This window comes from Streptomyces muensis, assembly GCF_021474425.1.
Classification (GTDB): Bacteria; Actinomycetota; Actinomycetes; order Streptomycetales; family Streptomycetaceae; genus Streptomyces; species Streptomyces muensis.
The window spans coordinates 86,928-107,365 of record NZ_JAKEIP010000001.1; the positions used below are offsets into that span (position 1 = coordinate 86,928).

Consider the following 20,438-nt stretch of genomic DNA (forward strand, 5'->3'; position numbering starts at 1 on the left):
CCCACCCCATAGCGAAGGGAAGTTTCCGCATGTCCGCTCTGACGACGTCCCCCGACGGTTTCCTGCTGCACGGCGAGCCGTTCCGGATCATCTCCGGTGCGATGCACTACTTCCGGATCCATCCCGACCAGTGGGCGGACCGGCTGCGCAAGGCCCGGCTGATGGGGCTCAACACGGTGGAGACGTATGTGCCGTGGAACCTGCACCAGCCCGACCCCGACGGGCCGCTCGTCCTCGACGGGTTCCTCGATCTGCCCCGCTATCTGAGCCTGGCCCGTGACGAGGGGCTGCACGTCCTGCTGCGTCCGGGTCCGTTCATCTGCGCCGAGTGGGACGACGGCGGGCTGCCCGCGTGGCTGATCTCGGACCACGACATCCGGCTGCGCAGCAGCGACCCCCGCTTCACCGCGGCGATCGACCGCTACCTCGACGTACTGCTGCCCCCGCTGCTGCCGCACATGGCCGCGGCGGGCGGCCCGGTGATCGCCGTACAGGTGGAGAACGAGTACGGGGCCTACGGCGACGACTCCGCCTACCTCAAGCACCTCGAACAGGCCTTCCGCTCCCGAGGCGTCGAGGAACTGCTCTTCACCTGCGACCAGGCCGACCCCGAGCACCTGGCGGCCGGTTCGCTGCCCGGCGTCCTGGCGACGGTGACCTTCGGCAGCCGGGTCGACCAGAACCTGGCGGAGCTGCGCCGGCACCAGCCCGAGGGGCCGTTGATTTGCGCGGAGTTCTGGATCGGCTGGTTCGACCACTGGGGCGGTCCCCACCATGTGCGGGACGCGGCCGACGCCGCCGCCGACCTGGACCGGTTGCTGTCGAGCGGTGCCTCGGTCAACATCTACATGTTCCACGGCGGCACCAACTTCGGTTTCACCAACGGCGCCAACCACAAGCACGCCTACGAGCCCACGGTCACGTCCTACGACTACGACGCCGCGCTCACCGAGTGCGGCGACCCCGGCCCCAAGTACCACGCCTTCCGCGAGGTCATCGCCCGCCACGCCCCGGTCCCCGACGAGCCCGCCCCCGCGCCCGCGCCCAAACTCCCCGCCGTCACGGTCGAGTTGGACCGCCGAGCCCCGCTCCTCCCCCACGCCTCCGCCCTCGCCGAGCCGGTCCGTACCGAGGACCCGGCGACGATGAACGACCTGGGCCTGCACGCCGGTTACGCCCTGTACCGCACGACCGTCGAAGCGGCGGGTGACGGTCTGCTGCACTTCGCGGGCGGTGTCGGCGACCGCGCCCAGGTCTTCGTCGACGGCGCCCCCGTCGGCGTACTGGAGCGCGAACGCCACGACGAGACCCTGCCCGTCCGTATCCCGCGTGCCGGCGCCACACTGGACGTCCTCGTCGAGAACATGGGCGGCGTCAACTACGGCCCCCGCATCGGCGCCCCCAAGGGCCTCCTCGGCCCGGTCACCTTCAACGGCACCCCGCTGCACGGCTGGGACTGCCACCCCCTGCCCCTGGACACCCTGGACGCGGTGCCGTTCGAGCCGTCCGACGCGAACACGGCCGCCGAACCGGCCTTCCACCACGGCACCTTCGAGGTGGCCGCCCCGGCGGACACCTTCCTCGCGCTGCCCGGCTGGACCAAGGGCCAGGCCTGGATCAACGGCTTCCACCTCGGCCGCTACTGGAACCGCGGCCCACAGCACACGCTGTACGTCCCGGCGCCGATCCTGCGCCCGGGCGCCAACCAGCTCGTCGTGCTGGAACTGCACGCCACCACCGGCACCCGCGCCCACCTCACCGACACCGCCGACCTCGGACCGGAGAACACCTGGTGACCCGCTCACACCACCTGCGCGTCCCAACGCCCGCCGCGCCCCCGCCGACCGGCCGCCTCCCCTTCGCCGACGCGCCCAACGCGCCCGACCCCATCGAGGTGACCCGCCGCTGGCTCACCCGCGGCGGTCGCCCCTGGTTCCCGGTCTCCGGCGAGTTCCACTACTCCCGCTACCCGGCGGGCGAGTGGGAGGAGGAGCTGCTGAAGATGAAGGCGGGCGGCGTGACCGCCGTCGCGTCCTACGTCATCTGGATCCACCACGAGGAGATCGAGGGCCGCGTCCGCTTCGACGGCGACCACGATCTGCGCCGCTTCGCCGAGCTGTGCGCCCGCCACGGCCTGGACTTCATCCCCCGCATCGGGCCCTGGTCCCACGCCGAGGTACGCAACGGCGGACTGCCCGACTGGCTCCTGGCCCGCGACTGCACACCCCGCACCGACGACCCCGCGTATCTGGAGCCGGTACGCGGCTGGTTCGCCGCCGTCGCCGAGCAGTTGCGCGGCCTGGATCGCGGCCACGGCGGCCCGGTCATCGGCATCCAGATCGAGAACGAGCTCTACGACCAGCCCGGCCATCTGCTGACGTTGAAGCGGATGGCCCAGGAGGCCGGACTGAGCGCGCCGCTGTGGACGTCGACCGCGTGGGGCGGCGTCCAACTCCCGGGTGACGAACTGTTCCCGCTGTACGGCGGCTACCCCGAGGCGTTCTGGACCGAGGCCGACGGCGGCTGGCCCGACACCTGCCGCAAGCACTTCTTCTTCACCCACCAGCGCGACGACGAGGGCATCGGCGCCGACCTGCGCCCGACCACCGTCCGGGGCGGTGACCCGGACGCCCTGGCGGACCGATTCCCCTGGGCCACCTGCGAGCTGGGCGGCGGCATGGCGGTGGCCTACCACCGGCGGCCACGCCTCGACGCCGCCGACATCGGCGCGCTCGGGCTCACCAAGATCGGCTGCGGCTCGGTCTGGCAGGGCTACTACATGTTCCACGGCGGCACGAATCCGGCCGGCGAGCTGTCCACGCTCCAGGAGTCCCACGCCACCGGCTACCCCAACGACCTGCCCGTCCTCACCTACGACTTCCAGGCCCCGCTCGGCGAGTACGGCCAGTACCGGCCCTCGTACGACGAACTCCGCCTCCAGCACCTGCTGTTGGCGGACTTCGGGCACCTGATCGCCCCCATGGAGTCCGTGCTGCCGGTGGAGCGGCCGCAGGGCCAGCACGACCGGGACACCCTGCGCTGGGCGGTGCGCACGGACGGCGCCTCGGGCTTCCTCTTCGTCAACAACCACCAGCCGCACGAACCCCTGCCCGACCGTCCCGACACCTCCTTCACGGTCGAATTCCCGGATGGGGATGGTGAGTTGACGCTGCCCAGCTCCCCGGTGACCGTGCCCGCCGGGGCCTACTTCTGCTGGCCGCTGCGGCTCGACGTCGCCGGTGTGCGGCTGGAGTGGGCGACCGCGCAGCCGGTGTGCACGGTCGACCTGGACGGCCGTACGGTCCTGGTGCTCGCCGCCGCCGACGGCATCGCGCCCGAAGTCGCCCTGGACGCGGGCACGGTGCACTCCGTGAGCGTGCCGTCAGGGGACGTCACCGAGGTCGACGGCCGGATCCTGCTGACCGGTCTGCGGCCCGGGACCGACGCGCTGGTCGAGATGGCGGCGGCGGACGGCGGGCGGGTCGGTCTGCTGGTGCTGGACGCGGCGACGGCTCGTACCGTCTATCGGGGTGAGGCGTGGGGCGCCGAGCGGCTGGTGCTGAGCGCGGACGGCGTCGTGTTCGACGGCGGCGACGAGATGCGGGTGCACAGCACGGCCGTACGGTCGTCGTTCGCCGTACTGCCCGCGCCGGAGCAGGCGCTGGTGGTGAACGGGGAAGCGGTGACCGGCGAGGCGGACGGGGTCTTCACCCGCTACGGCGTCGGGGGCGGTGGCGATGAGGTTCCTGAGGCACCGCCGCTCACCCTCGTCCGGCCTGCCGGTCCCGCGCCCGAACCCGCCACCGGGGTGCTGGAGCGGGCGAGCGTGCCGGACGACAAGTACTTCGACACGGTGGCCGCCGAGTACCGCGTCGACGTGCCGGAGGATCTCCCCGACGGGGCCGTGCTGCGGCTGCACTGGACCGGGGACGTCGGGCGGGCGTACTTGGGAGACACGCTGGTCGCCGACCAGTTCTTCTCGGGGCGGGTCTGGGACATCGGCCGGCTGCCGGCGGGCGCGACCCTGTGTGTGCGGGTGCTTCCGTTGCACGCGGAGGCCCGGGTGCATGTGCCGGACGGAGCGGGTGAGGCGGCGCGTACGGCTGCCGTGACGCGGGCCGAGTGGGTCGTCGGCCGTGCCTGGGCGGTGCGGTCGGGATGAGGCGCCGGCATCGGGGGTTGCCGCCCGGTGGCCCTGCCTATGCTGGGGTTCTGCCGGGGCGGGACTCCACCGCCGTGACGACGTCGAGGACACAGCCACCATGACCCCAAGCTCCGCCGACGGCTCCGTCCCGCGAGGGCGCAGCAGACGGAACTTCGCGGGCGCGCGTCCGGTGATGGACGACGTGGCCCGGCTGGCCGGGGTCTCCAAGCAGACCGTCTCCCGGGTCCTCAACGACCATCCGTCGGTGCGGCCCGAGACCCGCGAGACGGTGCTGACCGCCATGCGGACGTTGGGCTACCGGCCGAGCCGCAGTGCCCGGTCGCTGGCCAGCGGCAGGACCCGGATGGTCGGCGTGATCTCGTTCGACGCCGCCCGCTACGGGCCAGCCGCCATCCTGACCGCGATCAACACGGCGGCGCAGGAGGCCGGTTATCTGCTGAGCTCGATCGCGTTGGACACGGCGGATCCGGACACGGTCGTGGCGGCGGTGGACCGGTTGTCCGCCGAGGGCGCGGACGGGGTGATCGCCATCGCCCCGCAGCTGTGGGTGGGCAAGGCGCTGGCGGACACCCGTCTGGACACCCCGCTGGTCGTGCTGGAGAACGGGTTCGACGCCGACACCCAGCAGGTCACCGGCGACTCCCGGACCGGGGCCCGCAAGGCCACCGAGCATCTGCTGGGGCTGGGCCACCGCACCGTGTGGCACATCGCGGGCCCGACCGGCTGGACCTCCGCCGACCACCGGCTGGGCAGCTGGCAGGCCACTTTGGAGGCGGCGGGCGCCGAGGTACCGGCCCCGCTGATCGGCGACTGGAGCGCCGACTCGGGCTACGAGCTGGGCCGCGAGCTGGCCCGGCGCGTGGACGTCACGGCCGTGTTCGCCTCCAACGACCAGATGGCCCTGGGCGTGCTCCACGCCATGCACGAGGCCGGCCGTTCCGTCCCCGGCGAGGTGAGCGTCGTCGGATACGACGACATCCCCGAGGCCGCGCACTTCCTCCCCCCGCTGACCACCGTCCGCACGGACTTCGCCGAGATCGGCACCCGTTCGCTGCGCCTGCTGCTGGACCGTCTCGACGGCCCCGCCGAGCCGACCGCGGTCGACTCCCTGGTCCCGGTCGACCTGGTGGTGCGCCGCAGCAGCGGCCCCGCGTCAGCGCCTGTATGACACTCCCAGTTCGGTGAGGTAGCGCTTGGTCACCCGGCCGCCGTACCGCCCGTCGATCAGATCGCCGATGGCTTGCAGCAGTCCGTTCCTGGCGACGTCCGGAAGGGCGCGGTGGCCGGAGTAGGTCCGCAACACCTCCAGGTACTGCGCGGTGGTGTAGGTGAGATCGCGCTCGTACCGACGGAAGACCGCGGGGGCGAACCGACCGCTTCGCGCCACCTCCTCCGCATGCTCCGACCCATCTATGCCTGCGGCCTCGGGAAGCCGCAACCCGGGCGGCGTCTCCGGGTCGAAGCGCTCGTAGCAGGCCTGGACCTCGACGAAGAACTCCTCGGTGCCGCCCCTCACATGCTGGGTGCGCACCACGGCGAGCGCCCCGCCCGGACGCAGCGCGTCGGCGGCCTTGGACACCCGCACCGCCGGGTCGATCCAGTGGAAGGCCGTGGCCGAGACGACCGCGTCGAACGGCTCCTCCGGCAGCGGCCAGCTCTCGAACTCCGCCGTCACCACCTCCACGGCCGCGGCTCCGGCCAGGTTGCGCCGGGCGACCGCGGCCATGCTCGGCCCCGCCTCGACGGCCGTGATCCGACAGCCCCGCGCCGCCAGAGGCAGCGTCGCCTGGCCGGTCCCGCAGCCCACCTCCAGCACCCGGCTGCCGGGGACGGCGACCCCGAGCTCCACGAGGTCGTCGTACAGCTCCGGCGGATATCCGGGCCTGGCCCGGTCGTAGAGCTCCGCGTCCTCGTCGAACGTCCGGCTCAGGCGTACCCGCCGGGACTCCTGGGGCATGTCGTCGCGCCGCGCTCGCGCGGTGTTGTCGGGCATGCGGAGCAGGCTAGGCACAGCGGCCGTCACCGGCGAGCGAATATGAACGGCGCCGGCGATCGTCCCCGCACCCGCTGAGCGACGACACCCCGGTCAGCCCGTCCCGTCCGCCGCCGCCCGCTCCCATGCCGCGTCCCTCAGCAGCCGCAGCCCGTTCAGGCCGACCAGGACCGTCGAGCCCTCGTGGCCCGCGACGCCGAGCGGCAGGGGCAGCGTGCCGGCCAGGTCCCAGATGACGAGGCCGGTGATGAAGGCCCCGGCGATGACGAGGTTCTGCACGACCAGCTTCCGGGCGCGGCGGGAGAGGGCGACGGTGGTGGGGACGGCGGCGAGTTCGTCGCGGACGATCACCGCGTCGGCGGTCTCCAGGGCGAGGTCGGAGCCCGCGCGGCCCATGGCGACGCCGATGTGGGCGGCGGCCAGGGCGGGCGCGTCGTTGACGCCGTCCCCGACGACCATCGTCTTGCGGCCCGCCGCCTCCAGTTCCTTGACCGCGGCCATCTTGTCCTGCGGCAGCAGCCCGGCGCGCACGTCCTCGATGCCGGCCTCGGCCGCGAGGTGGGCGGCGGCTCGCGGGTTGTCGCCGGTGAGCAGGGTCGGGGCGGTGCCGGTGAGGGTGGTGAGGGCGGCGACGGTGGCAGCGGCGTCGGGGCGCAGCCGGTCCGCGATGCCGAGCAGCCCGGCGGGGGTGCCGTCGACGACCACCACGACGGCGGTACGGCCGGACTCCTCCAATTCCTCGGCAAGCGCCACGACCTCGCCGTCCGGGTCGTCGAGCAGGCGGGCCGGGGCGCCCACCGCGACGGTACGGCCGTCGACCACGGCCTTCACGCCGACGCCGGGCGCGGAGCCGAAGTCCTGCGCGGTGGGCAGGTCGAGGCGCCGCTCCCGTGCGGCGTCCACCACCGCCCGGGCCAGCGGATGTTCACTGGCGTGCTCGGCCGCCGCGGCCAGGGTCAGCAACTCGTCCTCACCCACACCTGACCCGGGCAGCGGCCGTACGGCGACCACGCGCGGTGTGCCCTCGGTGAGGGTGCCGGTCTTGTCCAGGGCGACGGCGTCGACCTGGACGAGGCGCTCCATGACCACCGCCGACTTCACCAGCACGCCGTGCCGGCCGGCGTTGGCGATGGCGGACAGCAGGGGCGGCATGGTGGCCAGGACGACCGCGCAGGGCGAGGCCACGATCATGAAGGTCATGGCGCGCAGCAGCGCTTCGGAGAACTCCTCGCCGAAGGCGAGCGGGACGCCGAACACGGCGAGCGTGGCGGCCACCATGCCCAGCGAGTAGCGCTGTTCGACCTTCTCGATGAACAGCTGGGTGGGCGCCTTGGTCTCGGACGCCTCCTCCACCATCCGTACGATCCGGGCGATCACGGAGTCGGAGGCGTCGCGTTCGACACGGACGCGCAGGGCGCCGGTGCCGTTGAGGGTGCCCGCGAAGACCTCGTCTCCCGGCTCCTTCGCGGCGGGGAGCGGTTCGCCGGTGATGCTCGCCTGGTCCACCTCACTGGCGCCGTCCAGCACCCGGCCGTCGGCTCCGACGCGCTCGCCGGGCCGTACGAGGACGGTGTCGCCGATCGTCAACTCCTCGACGGGGACGGTCTGTTCGGTGCCGTCAGAGGCGATCCGGGTGGCCGTGGCGGGGGCCAGGTCGAGCAGGCCGCGTACGGAGTCGGCGGTGCGGGCGGTGGCGAGCGCCTCCAGGGCGCCCGAGGTCGCGAAGATGACGATCAGCAGGGCGCCGTCCATCACCTGGCCGATGGAGGCGGCGCCGAGCGCGGCGACCACCATGAGCAGGTCGACGTCGAGCGTCCGGTCCTTGAGGGCCTTGAGCCCTTCCCAGCCCGGCTCCCAGCCGCCCGTGGCGTAGGCCAGCGCGTACAGCGGGCCCCATGTCCACGCGGGCGCTCCGGCGAGTTGCAGGGGCAGCGCGAGCAGGAACAGCGCGGTGGCCGCGACGGCCCAGCGGACCTCCGGCAGCGCGAGCAGCCGGGTGCGCCGCCGGGGCGCGGCGGCGGCACGTGCGGCCGCGGCGGTGTCGGCCGAGGGTGGGGTGAGCGTGGATGTCATGCCCCTACGATAAAGGAATGAATGAAGACTCATTCATGTCTTCATGTCAGGTGGCCGCTCGCGCTTCAGGTCAGACGGTCGCTCGTGCGGCTCCCCACTTCCGTGCCCGACGCGTCCCCAGCGCGCGGCACACGAGGTAGATGGCGAAGGAAATCGTGGTGACGTACGGGCTGATGGGGATGGAGCTGCCCAGCGCCAGCAGGATCCCGCCCTCGATGGAGGCCACCGCGAACACCACGCTGAGGAGGGGCAACAGCACCGGTGAGGCCGTGATCCGGGCCGCGGCGGCCGCCGGGGTGACGACGAGGGTGAGGACCAGCAGCGCGCCGACGATCTGCACGGACAGCGCGACCGCGAGGCCCAGCACGATCATGAAGGCGAACGACAGCGCGCGCACCGGCACGCCCCGCGCCTCGGCCACCTCCGGGTCGGCGCTGGCGAAGGCGAGCGGCCGCCACATCACCGCAAGCGCCACGAGCACCACGGCGGACGTGCCGAGCAGCCAGGACATCTGCGGGGTGTCGACGGCGACGATCTGCCCGGTGAGGATGCCGAACTTGTTCGCCGCCCGGCCCTTGTACAGGGCGAGGAACAGCACGCCGAGCCCGAGGCCGAACGGCATGATGGTGCCGATCACGGAGTTGCGGTCCCGGGCGCGCGAGCCGAGCAGCCCGATCGTCCCGGCCGCGAGGATCGAGCCGACGATCGAGCCGGCCACGATGTTCACGCCCAGCAGCAGCGCGGCCGAGGCGCCGGCGAACGACAACTCGCTGATCCCGTGCACCGCGAACGGCAGGTCCCGCATGATCACGAACACCCCGACCAGGCCGCCGACCAGGCCGAGCGCGGCACCGGCGACGAGGGAGTTGCGGACCAGGGCGAGCAGTTCGCCGTAGTGGTCGAAGGTGAAGATCTGCTGCCAGATCCCGTCGGCGAGGGTCATGGCCGTACTCCGTGCGGCAGTTCGGGGTGGTGCGGCTCCTGCGCCGCCTCGTCGGGTCCGGCGACGACCGTGACGCGGTCCCGGACGCGGATGACGTCGACCTGGGTGCCGTACAGCCGCGACAGGGCCTCGGAGGTCAGCACCTCGTCGGGGGCGCCGACGCGGTGGCCGCCGCGGGCGAGGTAGAGCACGCGGTCCACCAGTCCCAGCACGGGGTTGATCTCGTGGGTCACGAACACCACCGCCGTGCCGTGGGAGCGGCGCCGGGCGTCGACCAGTTCCGTGACGGCCCGCTGGTGGTGCAGGTCGAGGGAGAGCAGCGGTTCGTCGCAGAGCAGGATCTGCGGGTCGGTCACCAGGGCCTGTCCGATGCGTACGCGCTGCCGTTCGCCTCCGGAGAGCAGGCCGACGGGGACGTCCGCGTACGCCGTGGCGCCGACCGAGGCGAGGACCTCGTCCACTCGGCGGCGTACGGCGCCGGTGCGCGGCCGGGGTCCGAAGCGGTGCCCGTCGATGCCGAAGCGGACCAGGTCGCGGGCGCGCAGCATGGCCTGCGCGGACAGGGTCGCCTGCTGGGGGACGTAGCCGATGTGCCGGCTGCCCTTGTGCGGCGGGCGGCCGAGGACCGTCAACGTGCCTGCGGACAGCTGCCGTTGACCCAGCAGGGCCCGTACGAAGCTGGTCTTGCCCGCCCCGTTGGGGCCGAGCACGGCCAGGAACTCGCCGGGCCGCACATCGAGGTCGAGGCCCTGCCACAGCACGCGCTCGCCGTAGGACAGGGCCGCTCCGCGCAGGCTGATCAGCGCGGCGTCGTCGGCCCCGGCAGGCCGGCTCACTTGGCCAGCGCGCTCGCGAGCGCGTCGACGTTGGCGGTCATCCAGCCGAGGTAGTCCTTGCCGTGGGGCAGCGTCTCGGTCACGGGGACCACGGGGATCCCGGCCGCCTTGGCCGCCTGCTCGGCCTTCTCGGTCTGCGGGCCGGAGGTCTGCTCGTTGTAGACCAGCGCCTTGACCTTCTTGCCGGTGAACAGGGCCAGCGTCTGCTGGAGGGTCCGGGCTGAGACGTCGTCGCCTTCCTCGATCGCCTCGCTGAACTCCTCGGGCGTCGCGTTCTTCAGCCCCGCCGCCTGGAGCATGTACAGCGGTACGGGCTCGGTGATGGCCACCTGCTCGCCGCCGTGGTCGGCCTTGATCCTGGCCTCCTTCTGCTCCAGCGGCTTGAGCTTCTCCTCGAAGCTCCTGGCGTTCTCGGTGAAGGTGGCGGCGTCGGCCGGGTCGGCCTTGGCGAGGGCTTCGGCGATACGGTCGGCGAGCCTGGCGACCGTGGGGAAGTCGTACCAGACGTGCTCGTTGAGCTCGCCGCCCGCCGGGGCGGTCTTCCCGGAGACCTTGACGGCGTTGATCACGTCGGCGGAGGAGTCGCCGCTCTTGAGCATGCGGTCGATGAAGTCGTCGTAGCCGCCGCCGTTCTCGATGACGACCTCGGCCTTGGACAGTGCCAGCTGGTTCCGGGTGTTGGCCTCGTAGGAGTGCGGGTCCTGGTCGGGGTCGCTGATGATCGAGGTGACCTGGACCTTGCCGCCGCCTATCCGCTCGGCCAGGTCGCCGTAGACGTTCGTCGAGGCGACGACCGGGATGACCGAGGCCGCGGCGGGGCTGTGCGCGGCATCGTTGTCATCACCTCCGGAACCGGACGAACCGCCGCAGCCCGCGAGGCAGACGAGGCAGGTGCCGGCTATCAGCGGGGCGAGGAGTCGGGGCGAGGGCGCGGGCATGGGTTCCTCCGGGGCAGGGGAAACGGGCAGGGGAGAGCGAATGGTCCGCCGAGGCCCGATCGGGCCGGCGTCGCGCCCACGCTAGATGAAAACGGATGTCAAGAGCGTCTTTCGAGGCGTCTCCACGGGCAACCCTTACCGAGAACTCACCTTCCGGCGGGTCAGGGCGCGGGCACCTCGTCCACCAGCTGCGGGCCGTTGTTGCGAACGCTGTTGACGGCCGGGGAGACCGGGCGCGCGTCCAGGTGGCCGTCCGCGGGTGGGGTGAGCAGCGCGCGCAGGTCGTCCGTGGACCGGTGCTCGGGGTCGAGCCAGGCGTCGTAGTGCTCGGGGGTGAGGGCGAGGGGCATCCGGGGGTGGATGCGGCCGGCCGCGTCGGTGGCCTCGGTGGTGATGATGGTGCAGGTCAACAGCCAGGCGGCCGGGTCGTCGGCATCCTTGACCGCTGGATCGCGCCAGAACTCGTACAGCCCGGCGAGGGCCAGCACCTGTCCGTCCTCCGGGTGGATGAAGTACGGCTGCTTGCGGACCTTGCCCGACGTGCGGTCCTTGACCTCGTCCCACTCGTAGAAACCGTCGGCCGGCAGCAGACAGCGGCGCTTGACGAAGGCCTGGCGGAAGGCGGGCTTCTCGTGCACGGTCTCCACGCGTGCGTTGATCAGGCGCGCGCCGATCTTGACGTCCTTCGCCCAGGAGGGCACCAGGCCCCAGCGCAGCGGCCGCAACCGGCGCCGGGCCGGTTCACCTTCGCCTGCGCCGCGCGGAGTGCGCTCCAGTACGGCCCACACCTCGTCGGTCGGCGCCACGTTCCAGCTCGGCGCCAGCGTCTCCTCGGGATGCCACTCGGCGACCTGGAACAGCTGGGCGAGGTCCTGGGGGCTGCGGGTGGAGGCGTAGCGGCCACACATACGGCCACTGTGCCACGGCGCGGTGGCCCCGTCCTCACAGGCCGGTCAGGATCTGCGGCGAGAGGTTCTTGATCATGGTGTTGGTCCAGCGAGTTCTCCGTGGCGGTGAGGTGGAGGCCACGCAGGTCGCGGAGCAGGAGGAGACCCGGGTCGGGGTCGGCGGGCTCGGGGCCTGCCGGTGCGGGGTCGGCAGGGCCGGCCAAGGTCCCACGGCCGCCTGACGCCGTGCCCTCTCAGCCCTCCACGCCCGTCGCGGTGTGGGCGGCGCCGACCGGCTTGGACTCCGGGGAGCCGCGCTGGCGCAGGTAGATCGACAGGACGACCATCGAGGCCACCGCCAGCAGTTCGGACTGCCAGTTCTGGAAGGTGCGGTTCCAGAAGTCGGCGGCGGTGAGGTACTCGGCCCAGCTGACCGGGGCCTGGAGGTCGCGCAGTCGCTGTTCGTTGTAGGCGGCGGTGCCGGTGACGGACTGGGCCAGCCAGCACAGCAGGAACACGCCGCCCATCACCAGGCCCAGGGACCTGGAGTACACCGCCTGCCGCCAGCCGCCCGCCCGTGCCCAGCGCGGGGCGTCGGCCGGGGCGTGCTCCCCGACGAGCTGCTCCTCGTCGGACTCGGGGCCCGCCCTGTCCAGTTCCTTGGACTCCGGCGAGCCGCGCTGGAGCAGCCAGACGGTGACGAAGATGTAGAGGAAGAACTGCAGGTACTCGGACTGCCAGTTCTCCGTCACGTCGACGGCGAAGTCCGACGAGGTCAGGTAGGCGCCCAGGCCGATCGGCTGCATTCCGTCGGTGACCAGCGCCTCGTTGAAGTCCGCGTGCCCCGCGACGGCCTGTCCGCACAGCGCCAGCAGGAACCCGGTCCCGAACCCCAGGCTCAGGCCGTTCTCCCGCAGGAAGCGACGCACGCTCATCGGTGCATCAGCCCCAGCGTCGTGAAGTAGACGAGGCCCCCGATCACGAGCACCAGGCACAGGGTGAACATGGTCCGCATCGACACCCTCACCCGCCCTGGACGGTGCAGTCGTACGGCTGCTCCGGACGGGGCGTGCATCCGGCGGCCGTCACCTTCCAGCCGGTCGGGAAATGGGCCAGGAACAGCGTGTCATCGGTGAGGACGACCCGGGCCTGGCCCCCGTAGACGTCCACGCCACGGACCGTGTCCCCGGCGGGCAGCCGCTCCTGGATCACCGCCCGGTCGCAGGAGGTCTGCTCGGACTTCTCCAGTTCGTCGAGCGTTCGCGGCGCCAGCAGCGCGCACGCCCGCCGGCCGTCGGAGCGCTGCAGGGCGCCCGTGAACCCGGTGGCGGCGGCGGACGCGGCGTCCTCGCGCTCGCCCGCGGCGGCACCGCAGCCGGTCGTCGCGGCGAGCGCGGCCAGCAGAACACCGCGGCACCCTCTCCTGATCGCCCTCGCGCATCGCATCCGCTCACGTCCCGGTCCGTGTGGCGTGGAGGACCAGCATCGGCGACGGGTCGACGGGCCGCCGGTGGGACGCACCCACTCGGGTCACGTGGGAGACAGTCGTCCCCGGGTACTCGGTGCCCGCACGGCGGTGAGAGGCACCGCCCCACTGCACGGAGGGACGTTCCCATGACTCAGCATGTCCGCGATGTCATGACGACCGACCTGATGACCGTCGAACCGCTGACCTCGGTGCAGACGGTGGCCCGCATGATGCGCGACGAGGACATCGGTGCCGTACTGGTCACCGAGGGCGAGCATCTGCGCGGGCTGGTCAGCGACCGTGACCTGGTGATCCGCGCCATGGCCGAGGGCGGCGACCCGGACCGCACGACCGTCGCCGAGGCGTGCAGCGAGGACCTGGTCACGGTAGGGCCCGACGACGACCTGGTCGTCGCGGTGAAGGTGATGCGCGAGCACTCCGTACGGCGGATACCGGTCGTCGACCAGGGAGATCACGCGGTGGGCATCGTCTCGATCGGTGACCTCGCCATCGAACGCGACCCCAAGTCCGCTCTCGGCGACATCAGTGCCGCGCGCCCCAACAAGTGAGCCGCGGCGAACCGCCTTGGAGAGGAGAGTGCGCCATGACGAACCCCGATTCCGAGCCGACACGAGCTCCGGGGCACGAACCCGGCAGCGGCGTGCCGCCTGGTGAGACCCCGCCCGCCGAGGCGGACAGCACGGCCGGCATCTCCTATCCGCAGAACGAGTTGCGCAGGGGCTGGGCCGCCGCGCCGATCGTTCTGATCATGCTGGTGGTGCTGTTGGTGGCGGTCGGGCTGATCGCCATGGTCGTGGCGCTCTGATCGTGTGCGGGGCACTCCGGCGGACGTCCACCGCGCCCTCGGCCGTCAGGGGTGCGTCGCCTGCTGGAGTACGAGCAGGGCGATGTCGTCCGTGCGCTGCCCGGTGGTGGCGGCCTTCCCGAGCAGCGTGTCGATGAGCAGGTCCAGGTCCCGGTCGTCGGCGGCGGCGAGACGGTCCGCGAGGTGGGCTATGGAGTCGTCGAGGTCGGTGCCCGGGCTTTCGACGAGGCCGTCGGTGTAGAGGACGAGCAGCATCCCGGTGGTGAGCGGGATCTCGGTCACGGGGAACACGGCGTCGGGGTCGATGCCCAGCAGCGGGCCGGGCGGGACGACGACGGGCCGTGTCTCCCCGTCGGGGAGGCGCAGAACGGGCGGCGGGTGCCCGGCGCTGGCCAGGGTCGCGCGTCCGCGGGCGAGGTCGAGGTGGGCGTAGAGGCAGCTGGTGAACAGGTCGGGGGCCGGGGCGTGTTGCGAAAGTCCCGTCGTCCGCCCGGCGGGCGGGACTCTCGCGGCACGCCCCAGGTCGGTGAGGAGCCGGTTGGTCCGGTGCAGGACCTGGTCGGGGGGTGTGCCGAGGGTCGCGTGGGCGTGGACGCCGGTGCGGACCTGGCCCATCAGGGCGGCGGCCGCGACGTTGTGGCCCTGGACGTCACCGATGACGGCCGCGGCGGCGGTGTCGCCGAGCCGGATCAGGTCGTAGAAGTCGCCGCCGATCTCCATGCCCCGGGTGGCGGGCAGATAGCGGGCGGCGACCTTCAGGCCGTTGACCTGGGGTAGGCCGCGCGGGAGCAGTGCCTGCTGGAGGCCGTGGGCGAGCGCGTGTTTGGTGTCGTAGAGGCGGGCCCGGTCGAAGGCCTGGGCGATGAGCCCGGCGAGGGAGGTCATGACGGCGCGTTCCTCGGCGGGGAACGTGTGCGGGCTGTCGTAGGACAGGACGCAGACGCCGACGGGCCGGCCGGAGATGATCAGGGGCAGAAAGGCCCAGGCCTGTTTTCCGCTGACCATCGGCGCCTCGGGGTAGCCGCGCCGCATCTCCTCCGGGTCGGCGAAGAACGCGGGGGTGCCGCTGTCGAGGACCTGCCCGGCCGGGGTGAAGGTCGTGTCGAGGGGCAGCCCGTCGAGGTGTCTGATGGTGTGCGGGGCGTATCCACGGTGCCCGGTGATCCGCAGCCGCCCGGCGTCGGCGGTGGACAGCACCAGGCCCCGGGCGCCGAAGGCGGGCATGATCTGGTCGGCGACGAGATCGACGACGTCCTGCACTCCGACGACCTCGGTGAGGGCGGCGGCCAGGTGCAGCAGCTGGTAGAGCTGACCGGCGCGGGCCGCGGTGGGGGCGCGCGCGGACCGGTCGGGCGCCGGCGAGGGCGGCGTGTGCGCACCGCTGGGGACGATACGGGCGCTGATGCCGCTGGCGTCCGGGTACAGATGAATGTCCAGCCACTGGTCGGGCGGGCGGCACGCGGTGAACGAGACGGGTTCCCGGCTGATCACGGCGGCACGGTAGCGGTCCTCGTAGGCGGGGTCGTCGAGCCAGCGCAGGGACTGCCAGGGCTGGGTGCCCAGCAGCTGATCGGCGGCGCGGCCCAGCAGTTCGCAGGCGCCGGAGCTGACGTAGGTGAAGCGTCCTTCCAGGTCCACGGCGCAGCTGCCGCCGGGCAGCCGCTCGACGAAGTCGGACAGGGCCGCCGCCGGGTTCGCGGAGCGGCGGCCGGTTCCGACGGGGACGGCGCGTGGCTGCTCGCGTCGGGCCGGGGAGCCGTCGCTCTCGGCCGCCTCTTCGAGCAGCCGGGCCAGCCGCCGGCAACTGGACGTGATGTTGCCCCGCTCCCGCTGTGTCATGTACGGCGGGCGCGTCGCCGGCCACATCAGGAGCAGGGACCCGCACTGCCGCACGCCGCTGACCGGCGCGGCGACCAGGGCCAGCGGGTAGGGCAGGACCAGCGCGGTGCGCGGGTAGGAGCGGACCATCTCCTCCTGGCTGCCGACCCACACCAGACGGTCCTCACGGACGGCTTCGGCCACGGGTGCCGGGGAGGCCAGGGGGACCTTCGCCCACGGTGCGGCGAACTCGACGGGAGCCCCGCACAGCAGGTTCAGCCGCAGCAGCCGATCGTCCGGTGCGAGCAGGTAGAGAGCGCCGATGGACGCACCGGTTCGGCGCACGGTCTCCGCGAAGGCAGCGTCCAGCGCGTCGGTGTCCGGGGCCGCATCGCCCGTACCGGTCATGCCGCCCATACCAGGACGCTACGCCTCCGAGGTGCGGTCGGCACGTCCGGGTCGGCCCGGCTTCAGAGGTGGAGGTGGCGTTCCAGCCAGTCCGCGGCGGCCCGGCGGAACAGTCGCCGGTTCTCCGCGCGCAGGAAGTCGTGGCCCTCGTCGCGCAGGGTGAGCAGTTCCGCGTCGATGCCCCGCTCCCGCGCGGCGCGTACGAACTGCTGGGACTCCCCCAGCGGCACGTTGGTGTCGTGTTCGCCGTGCACGGCGAGCAGCGGGACGCGCAGCGCGTCGATGCGGCCCATCGGCGACAGGGCGCTCAGCAGGTCCCGGTCGCGTTCGGGGTGGCCGTACTTGTGCGCCGCCGATTCCGCGATCCAGGGCTCGGTGCCGGCGAAGAACGTGAGGAAGTCCGACATGCCGCAGACGGCGACCGCGGTGCGGAACAGCTCCGGGTGCCACACGACGGAGGCGAACGTCAGATAGCCGCCGTAGGAGCGGCCCATGACCGCCAGCCGGGTCGGGTCGGCGGGCCCCGCCATGACCGCGTGACCGGCGCAGTCGGCGACGTCGTCGAACGCCGCGAAGCGTCCCGGGCCCAGGTCGGCGTCGACGAAGGAACGGCCGTGTCCGAGGGAGCCCCGGACATCCGGGGCGAAGATGTCCAGGCCGCGCCCGACCAGCTCGTGGTAGAGCGGGTGGAACACCGGACGTTCCTGTTCCTCGGGGCCGCCGTGCAGGTGGATCACACAGGGTGCCGGTTCGTCGGAGGGGCGGCCCGGCGCCCGGTAGTACCAGCCGCCCAGGGGCAGTCCGTCCCTCGCCGTGAGACGCAAGGGGACGGGGCGTACCGGTGGGCGGCCCGGCGGGACGGCGTCCTCGTCCTGGGAGGACCACGGGGTGCGCAGCATGGACACGCCTTCGTGGGCCCACCAGATACCGGGCCGGCGCTGCGATCCGGACAGGGCGAGCATCAGGCGTCCGGCGCCGGCGGCGGTGATGCGGGTGACGACCTCGTGCGGCAGGGGGACGGGGCGTGCCGGGCCGGTGCGGTCGGGGGCCTGCCGGGTCGGGAAGGTCTCGACGAGTTCCAGCTCGCTCGCTCCCTGCACGTTCCAGGCCAGCGCGGCGGTGCGGCCGTCATGGGCGAGGGCGAGGAGTTCGAGGTCGCTGCTCTGTCGTTCCGCCACGACCGACACCGCGCGTGCCTCGCCGTCGCCGTCCAGGGCGACAGCGAAGAGCGCCGCGAACTCCCGGGCGGTGTTGCTGCGCAGCCACAGGGTTCGCCCGTCCGGGGAGAACCGGCCGATCCACGGGTCGCCGTCGGCGACCGGCAGGGTGAAGGTGTTCTGCGCGTCGGCGGTGCGCCGGACGACCGCCTCGCGTCGGCCGCGCGGGCCCCGGCGCAGCAGCGCCAGGCCGCCGTCGCGGCTGAGGTCGCAGACCCGCAGGGAGGCGGCGTGCGTCTCCGTGGTGAGCAGCACGGGCGAGGCCAGACCGTCCGGGTCGATCAGGTAGACCGACAGGCCGCCGTCGGGCCGGACCGCGGGTGCCGTCGGAGTCGCGACGTCGACGGCCGTGCCGAGGGGTTCCCTTCCTGGTGCCGCGTCGTGGGCGGCGGGGCCGAGGAGGGTCGGATGGCCGTCCCGGTCCGCCCAGTCGGGCGCCAGGCGGGTGCCGAGCGGGTGGCCGTCGGCGGGTTCCACGTCCGTGTCCGGCACGGCGTGGCCCGCCAGGCTCTCGTACCGGGGGGCGGGTGGGGCCGCGAAGGTGACGGCGACGGCCGAGCTGTCGTGCGCCCAGCACCCCAGGTAGGCGGAGCTGGCCGGGTCGGAGCCGGCCAGGAGGCGTCGTCCGGACCCGTCGGGCCGTACGCACAGGACGCGGGTGTGCTCGCCGCCGCCCGGCGCTGTGGTGTACGCGATCCAGCGGCCGTCCGGTGACCAGAGCACCTCTTTGACGGGGTCCGGTGAGGAGTCCAGGAGCCGTACGTCGTCGGTGCCGACGGAGCCGGCCCACAGCTGTGGCACGCCGCCCCGGTCGCAGATGAAGGCCGTCTCGGTGCCGTCGGCGTTGGCCGAGGGGTACCAGCAGCCGTGTGCGCGCAGCCGTGTCACGGCGTCGCGCGGGCCGCCCGCCTCGGGCAGCGGCACCGGTTCGGGGGCCGGTCGCGCCGTGTCGTGCAGGTCCCCCGCACGGCTGTCGGGGGGCTGCGCGCGGACCGCGTCGAAGGCCCCGGGGCGAGCGAGCACGGGCGCGGGGGCGGGTGCCGCCCGCGTCTGGCCGTCCTCGGTCACTCGATGCCGTGGGTCTGCAGCCATATCTCCAGCAAAGCAATCTGCCACAGGGCGTTCGCGCCCCGCCTGGTCCGGTGCTCGTCGGGTGCCGCGAGGAGCTCGGCCACGTAGGACTCCTGGAACAGACCGCGTCGTCTGGCCTCCGGTGCCTCCAGTGCCGTACGCACGCGTTGCAGGACGGGGCCCGCCATGTGCCGGATGGCCGGGACCGGGAAGTAGCCCTTGGGGCGGTCGACGATCTCGCGGGGCAGGAGCTTGCGGCCCGCCTCCTTCAGGACGCCCTTGCCGCCGTCGGCCAGCTTCAGTTCCGGCGGGCAGGCCGCCGCCAGCTCCACCAGTTCGTGGTCGAGGAAGGGCACCCGGGCCTCCAGGCCCCAGGCCATGGTCATGTTGTCGACCCGTTTCACTGGGTCGTCGACCAGCATGACGTGCGTGTCCAGCCGAAGGGCCGCGTCCAGCGCGGTCTGCGCTCCCGGCACGGCCATGTGCTCCTCGACGAAGCGGCTGGAGACGTCGTCGCGGGGGATCATGTCCGGGCGCAGCACCCGGGCGAGGTCGGCGTGGGAGCGGTCGAAGTACGTCTCGGCGTAGCGCTGCGGTTCGTCCTCGCGGGAGACCTCCGCGAGCCGCGGGTACCAGTGGTAGCCGGCGAAGACCTCGTCGGCGCCCTGGCCGCACTGCACGACCTTCACCTCCTTGGACACCTGCTCGGACAGCAGGTAGAAGGCGACGACGTCGTGGCTGATCATCGGTTCGCTCATCGCCGCGACCGCCCCGTCCAGCGCCGTCGACACCCGGTCGGAGGGCACCATCAGCTGCCGGTGGACGGTCCCGAACTCGCGGGCCACCAGGTCCGAGTACCGGAACTCGTCGCCCTTCTCGCCGCCTTCGGTCTCGAACCCGACGCTGAAGGTCATCAGGTCACGCTGTCCCTCGTCGGCCAGCAGCGCGACGATCAGGCTGGAGTCGAGGCCGCCGGAGAGCAGGACGCCGACCTCCACGTCGGAGACCATCCTGCGGCGTACGGCCGTGCGCAGGGCGTCCAGTACGGCGTCCCGCCATTCGTCGGCGCCCATGTCGGCGCGGTCGGCCCGGCGGGTGTAGGACGGCTGCCAGTAGCAGTGGTCGCGATGGGTGCCGTCCGGTTCGACGATCCGTACGGTGGCGGGCGGCAGCTTGCGCACGCCGCTCAGGACGGTGTGCGGCGCGGCGACCGTGGCGTGCCAGCTCAGGTACTGGTGGAGGGCCACGAGGTCGAGCGAGGTGTCGACGTCGCCGGCGGCGAGGAGGGCGGGCAGCGTCGAGGCGAACCGCAGCCGGCCCGGTGTCCGCGCCAGGTACAGGGGCTTGATGCCGAGCCGGTCCCGGGCGAGGACGACCCGGCCGGTGCGGTGCTCGACGATCGCGAAGACGAACATCCCGCGGAAGTGCTCCACGCAGGCGGTGCCCCACTGCTGGTAGGCCTTGAGCACCACTTCCGTGTCGGAGGTCGACTCGAATCGGTGCCCGAGTCCGCGCAGTTCCGCGCGCAGCTCCGGATGGTTGTACACGCAGCCGTTGAAGACGCCGGTGATCTCCGCGCGGGCGTCGGTCATCGGCTGGGCGCCGCGGTCCGAGAGGTCGATGATCTTCAGTCGACGGTGTCCCAGCGCGACCGGGCCCCGTGCCCAGGTGCCCTGACCGTCGGGCCCGCGGGCGGCGAGCCGGTCGGTCATCCGGCCGACGGCCGCCCGGTCGGCTCGCCGACCGTCGAAGCGGACCTCCCCAGTCAGACCGCACATGCCGGCCCGCCTCCCTT

At 72.7% G+C, this 20,438-nt stretch carries 16 protein-coding genes; 5 read left to right on the top strand and 11 right to left on the bottom strand.

Going from position 1 to position 20,438, the window contains the following annotated elements:
• Positions 1-29: 29 nt before the first annotated feature.
• The 3 genes from L0P92_RS00445 to L0P92_RS00455 all read left to right on the top strand — a co-directional run bounded on the left by L0P92_RS00445 (position 30) and on the right by L0P92_RS00455 (position 5,333).
• Entirely contained in the window at positions 30-1,796 is a 1,767-nt protein-coding gene (locus tag L0P92_RS00445; protein ID WP_234760332.1) for a glycoside hydrolase family 35 protein, read from the top strand.
• Complete coding sequence (locus L0P92_RS00450; protein ID WP_234760333.1) at positions 1,793-4,162, top strand: beta-galactosidase; 2,370 nt, start codon at positions 1,793-1,795, stop codon at positions 4,160-4,162. The genes L0P92_RS00445 and L0P92_RS00450 overlap by 4 nt, the downstream gene beginning before the upstream one ends.
• A 100-nt stretch (positions 4,163-4,262) precedes the next feature.
• On the top strand, positions 4,263-5,333 hold the full coding sequence (locus tag L0P92_RS00455) for a LacI family DNA-binding transcriptional regulator (RefSeq protein WP_234760334.1): 1,071 nt from the start codon (positions 4,263-4,265) through the stop codon (positions 5,331-5,333).
• Here the strand turns inward: L0P92_RS00455 and L0P92_RS00460 are convergent.
• The 8 genes from L0P92_RS00460 to L0P92_RS00495 form a co-directional block, all read right to left on the bottom strand.
• Positions 5,319-6,158: a class I SAM-dependent methyltransferase gene (locus tag L0P92_RS00460; RefSeq protein WP_234760335.1), complete on the bottom strand. Its 840-nt coding sequence runs from the start codon at positions 6,156-6,158 to the stop codon at positions 5,319-5,321. The two genes, L0P92_RS00455 and L0P92_RS00460, sit on opposite strands and share 15 nt — an antisense overlap.
• 93 nt (positions 6,159-6,251) lie before the next feature.
• Positions 6,252-8,231 (bottom strand): heavy metal translocating P-type ATPase, encoded by a 1,980-nt coding sequence (locus L0P92_RS00465; protein ID WP_234760336.1) that lies wholly within the window; start codon positions 8,229-8,231, stop codon positions 6,252-6,254.
• Between the two features lie 70 nt (positions 8,232-8,301).
• Positions 8,302-9,174: a metal ABC transporter permease gene (locus L0P92_RS00470; RefSeq protein ID WP_234760337.1), complete on the bottom strand. Its 873-nt coding sequence runs from the start codon at positions 9,172-9,174 to the stop codon at positions 8,302-8,304.
• Entirely contained in the window at positions 9,171-10,010 is an 840-nt protein-coding gene (locus tag L0P92_RS00475; RefSeq protein ID WP_234760338.1) for a metal ABC transporter ATP-binding protein, read from the bottom strand. The genes L0P92_RS00470 and L0P92_RS00475 overlap by 4 nt, the downstream gene beginning before the upstream one ends.
• Complete coding sequence (locus L0P92_RS00480) at positions 10,007-10,948, bottom strand: metal ABC transporter solute-binding protein, Zn/Mn family (RefSeq protein ID WP_234760339.1); 942 nt, start codon at positions 10,946-10,948, stop codon at positions 10,007-10,009. Before L0P92_RS00480 ends, L0P92_RS00475 begins: the two co-directional genes overlap by 4 nt.
• A 161-nt stretch (positions 10,949-11,109) precedes the next feature.
• Positions 11,110-11,856, bottom strand: coding sequence for an SOS response-associated peptidase (locus L0P92_RS00485; protein WP_234760340.1), 747 nt, complete (start codon positions 11,854-11,856; stop codon positions 11,110-11,112).
• Positions 11,857-12,089: 233 nt separating this feature from the next.
• Positions 12,090-12,770, bottom strand: a complete 681-nt coding sequence (locus L0P92_RS00490) for a DUF6766 family protein (RefSeq protein WP_234760341.1) — start codon at positions 12,768-12,770, stop codon at positions 12,090-12,092.
• 88 nt (positions 12,771-12,858) lie between these two features.
• Positions 12,859-13,281 (bottom strand): hypothetical protein, encoded by a 423-nt coding sequence (locus L0P92_RS00495; protein ID WP_234760342.1) that lies wholly within the window; start codon positions 13,279-13,281, stop codon positions 12,859-12,861.
• Between the two features lie 168 nt (positions 13,282-13,449).
• Between L0P92_RS00495 and L0P92_RS00500 the strand changes: the two genes are divergently transcribed.
• Together L0P92_RS00500 and L0P92_RS00505 are read left to right on the top strand one after the other, a co-directional pair.
• Positions 13,450-13,872, top strand: coding sequence for a CBS domain-containing protein (locus tag L0P92_RS00500; RefSeq protein WP_234760343.1), 423 nt, complete (start codon positions 13,450-13,452; stop codon positions 13,870-13,872).
• A 35-nt stretch (positions 13,873-13,907) separates the two neighbouring features.
• Positions 13,908-14,129: a DUF6480 family protein gene (locus tag L0P92_RS00505; RefSeq protein ID WP_234760344.1), complete on the top strand. Its 222-nt coding sequence runs from the start codon at positions 13,908-13,910 to the stop codon at positions 14,127-14,129.
• Between the two features lie 45 nt (positions 14,130-14,174).
• Here L0P92_RS00505 and L0P92_RS00510 read toward each other — a convergent pair whose 3' ends face one another.
• The 3 genes from L0P92_RS00510 to L0P92_RS00520 all read right to left on the bottom strand — a co-directional run bounded on the left by L0P92_RS00510 (position 14,175) and on the right by L0P92_RS00520 (position 20,421).
• Positions 14,175-16,355 (bottom strand): SpoIIE family protein phosphatase, encoded by a 2,181-nt coding sequence (locus L0P92_RS00510; RefSeq protein WP_234760368.1) that lies wholly within the window; start codon positions 16,353-16,355, stop codon positions 14,175-14,177.
• Between the two features lie 62 nt (positions 16,356-16,417).
• Positions 16,418-18,664 carry a prolyl oligopeptidase family serine peptidase gene (locus tag L0P92_RS00515; protein ID WP_234760345.1) on the bottom strand — a complete coding sequence of 749 codons (2,247 nt, stop codon included), beginning with the start codon at positions 18,662-18,664 and terminating at the stop codon, positions 16,418-16,420.
• Entirely contained in the window at positions 18,637-20,421 is a 1,785-nt protein-coding gene (locus L0P92_RS00520) for an N-acetylglutaminylglutamine amidotransferase (RefSeq protein WP_234760346.1), read from the bottom strand. The genes L0P92_RS00515 and L0P92_RS00520 overlap by 28 nt, the downstream gene beginning before the upstream one ends.
• Between the last annotated feature and the right edge of the window lie 17 nt (positions 20,422-20,438).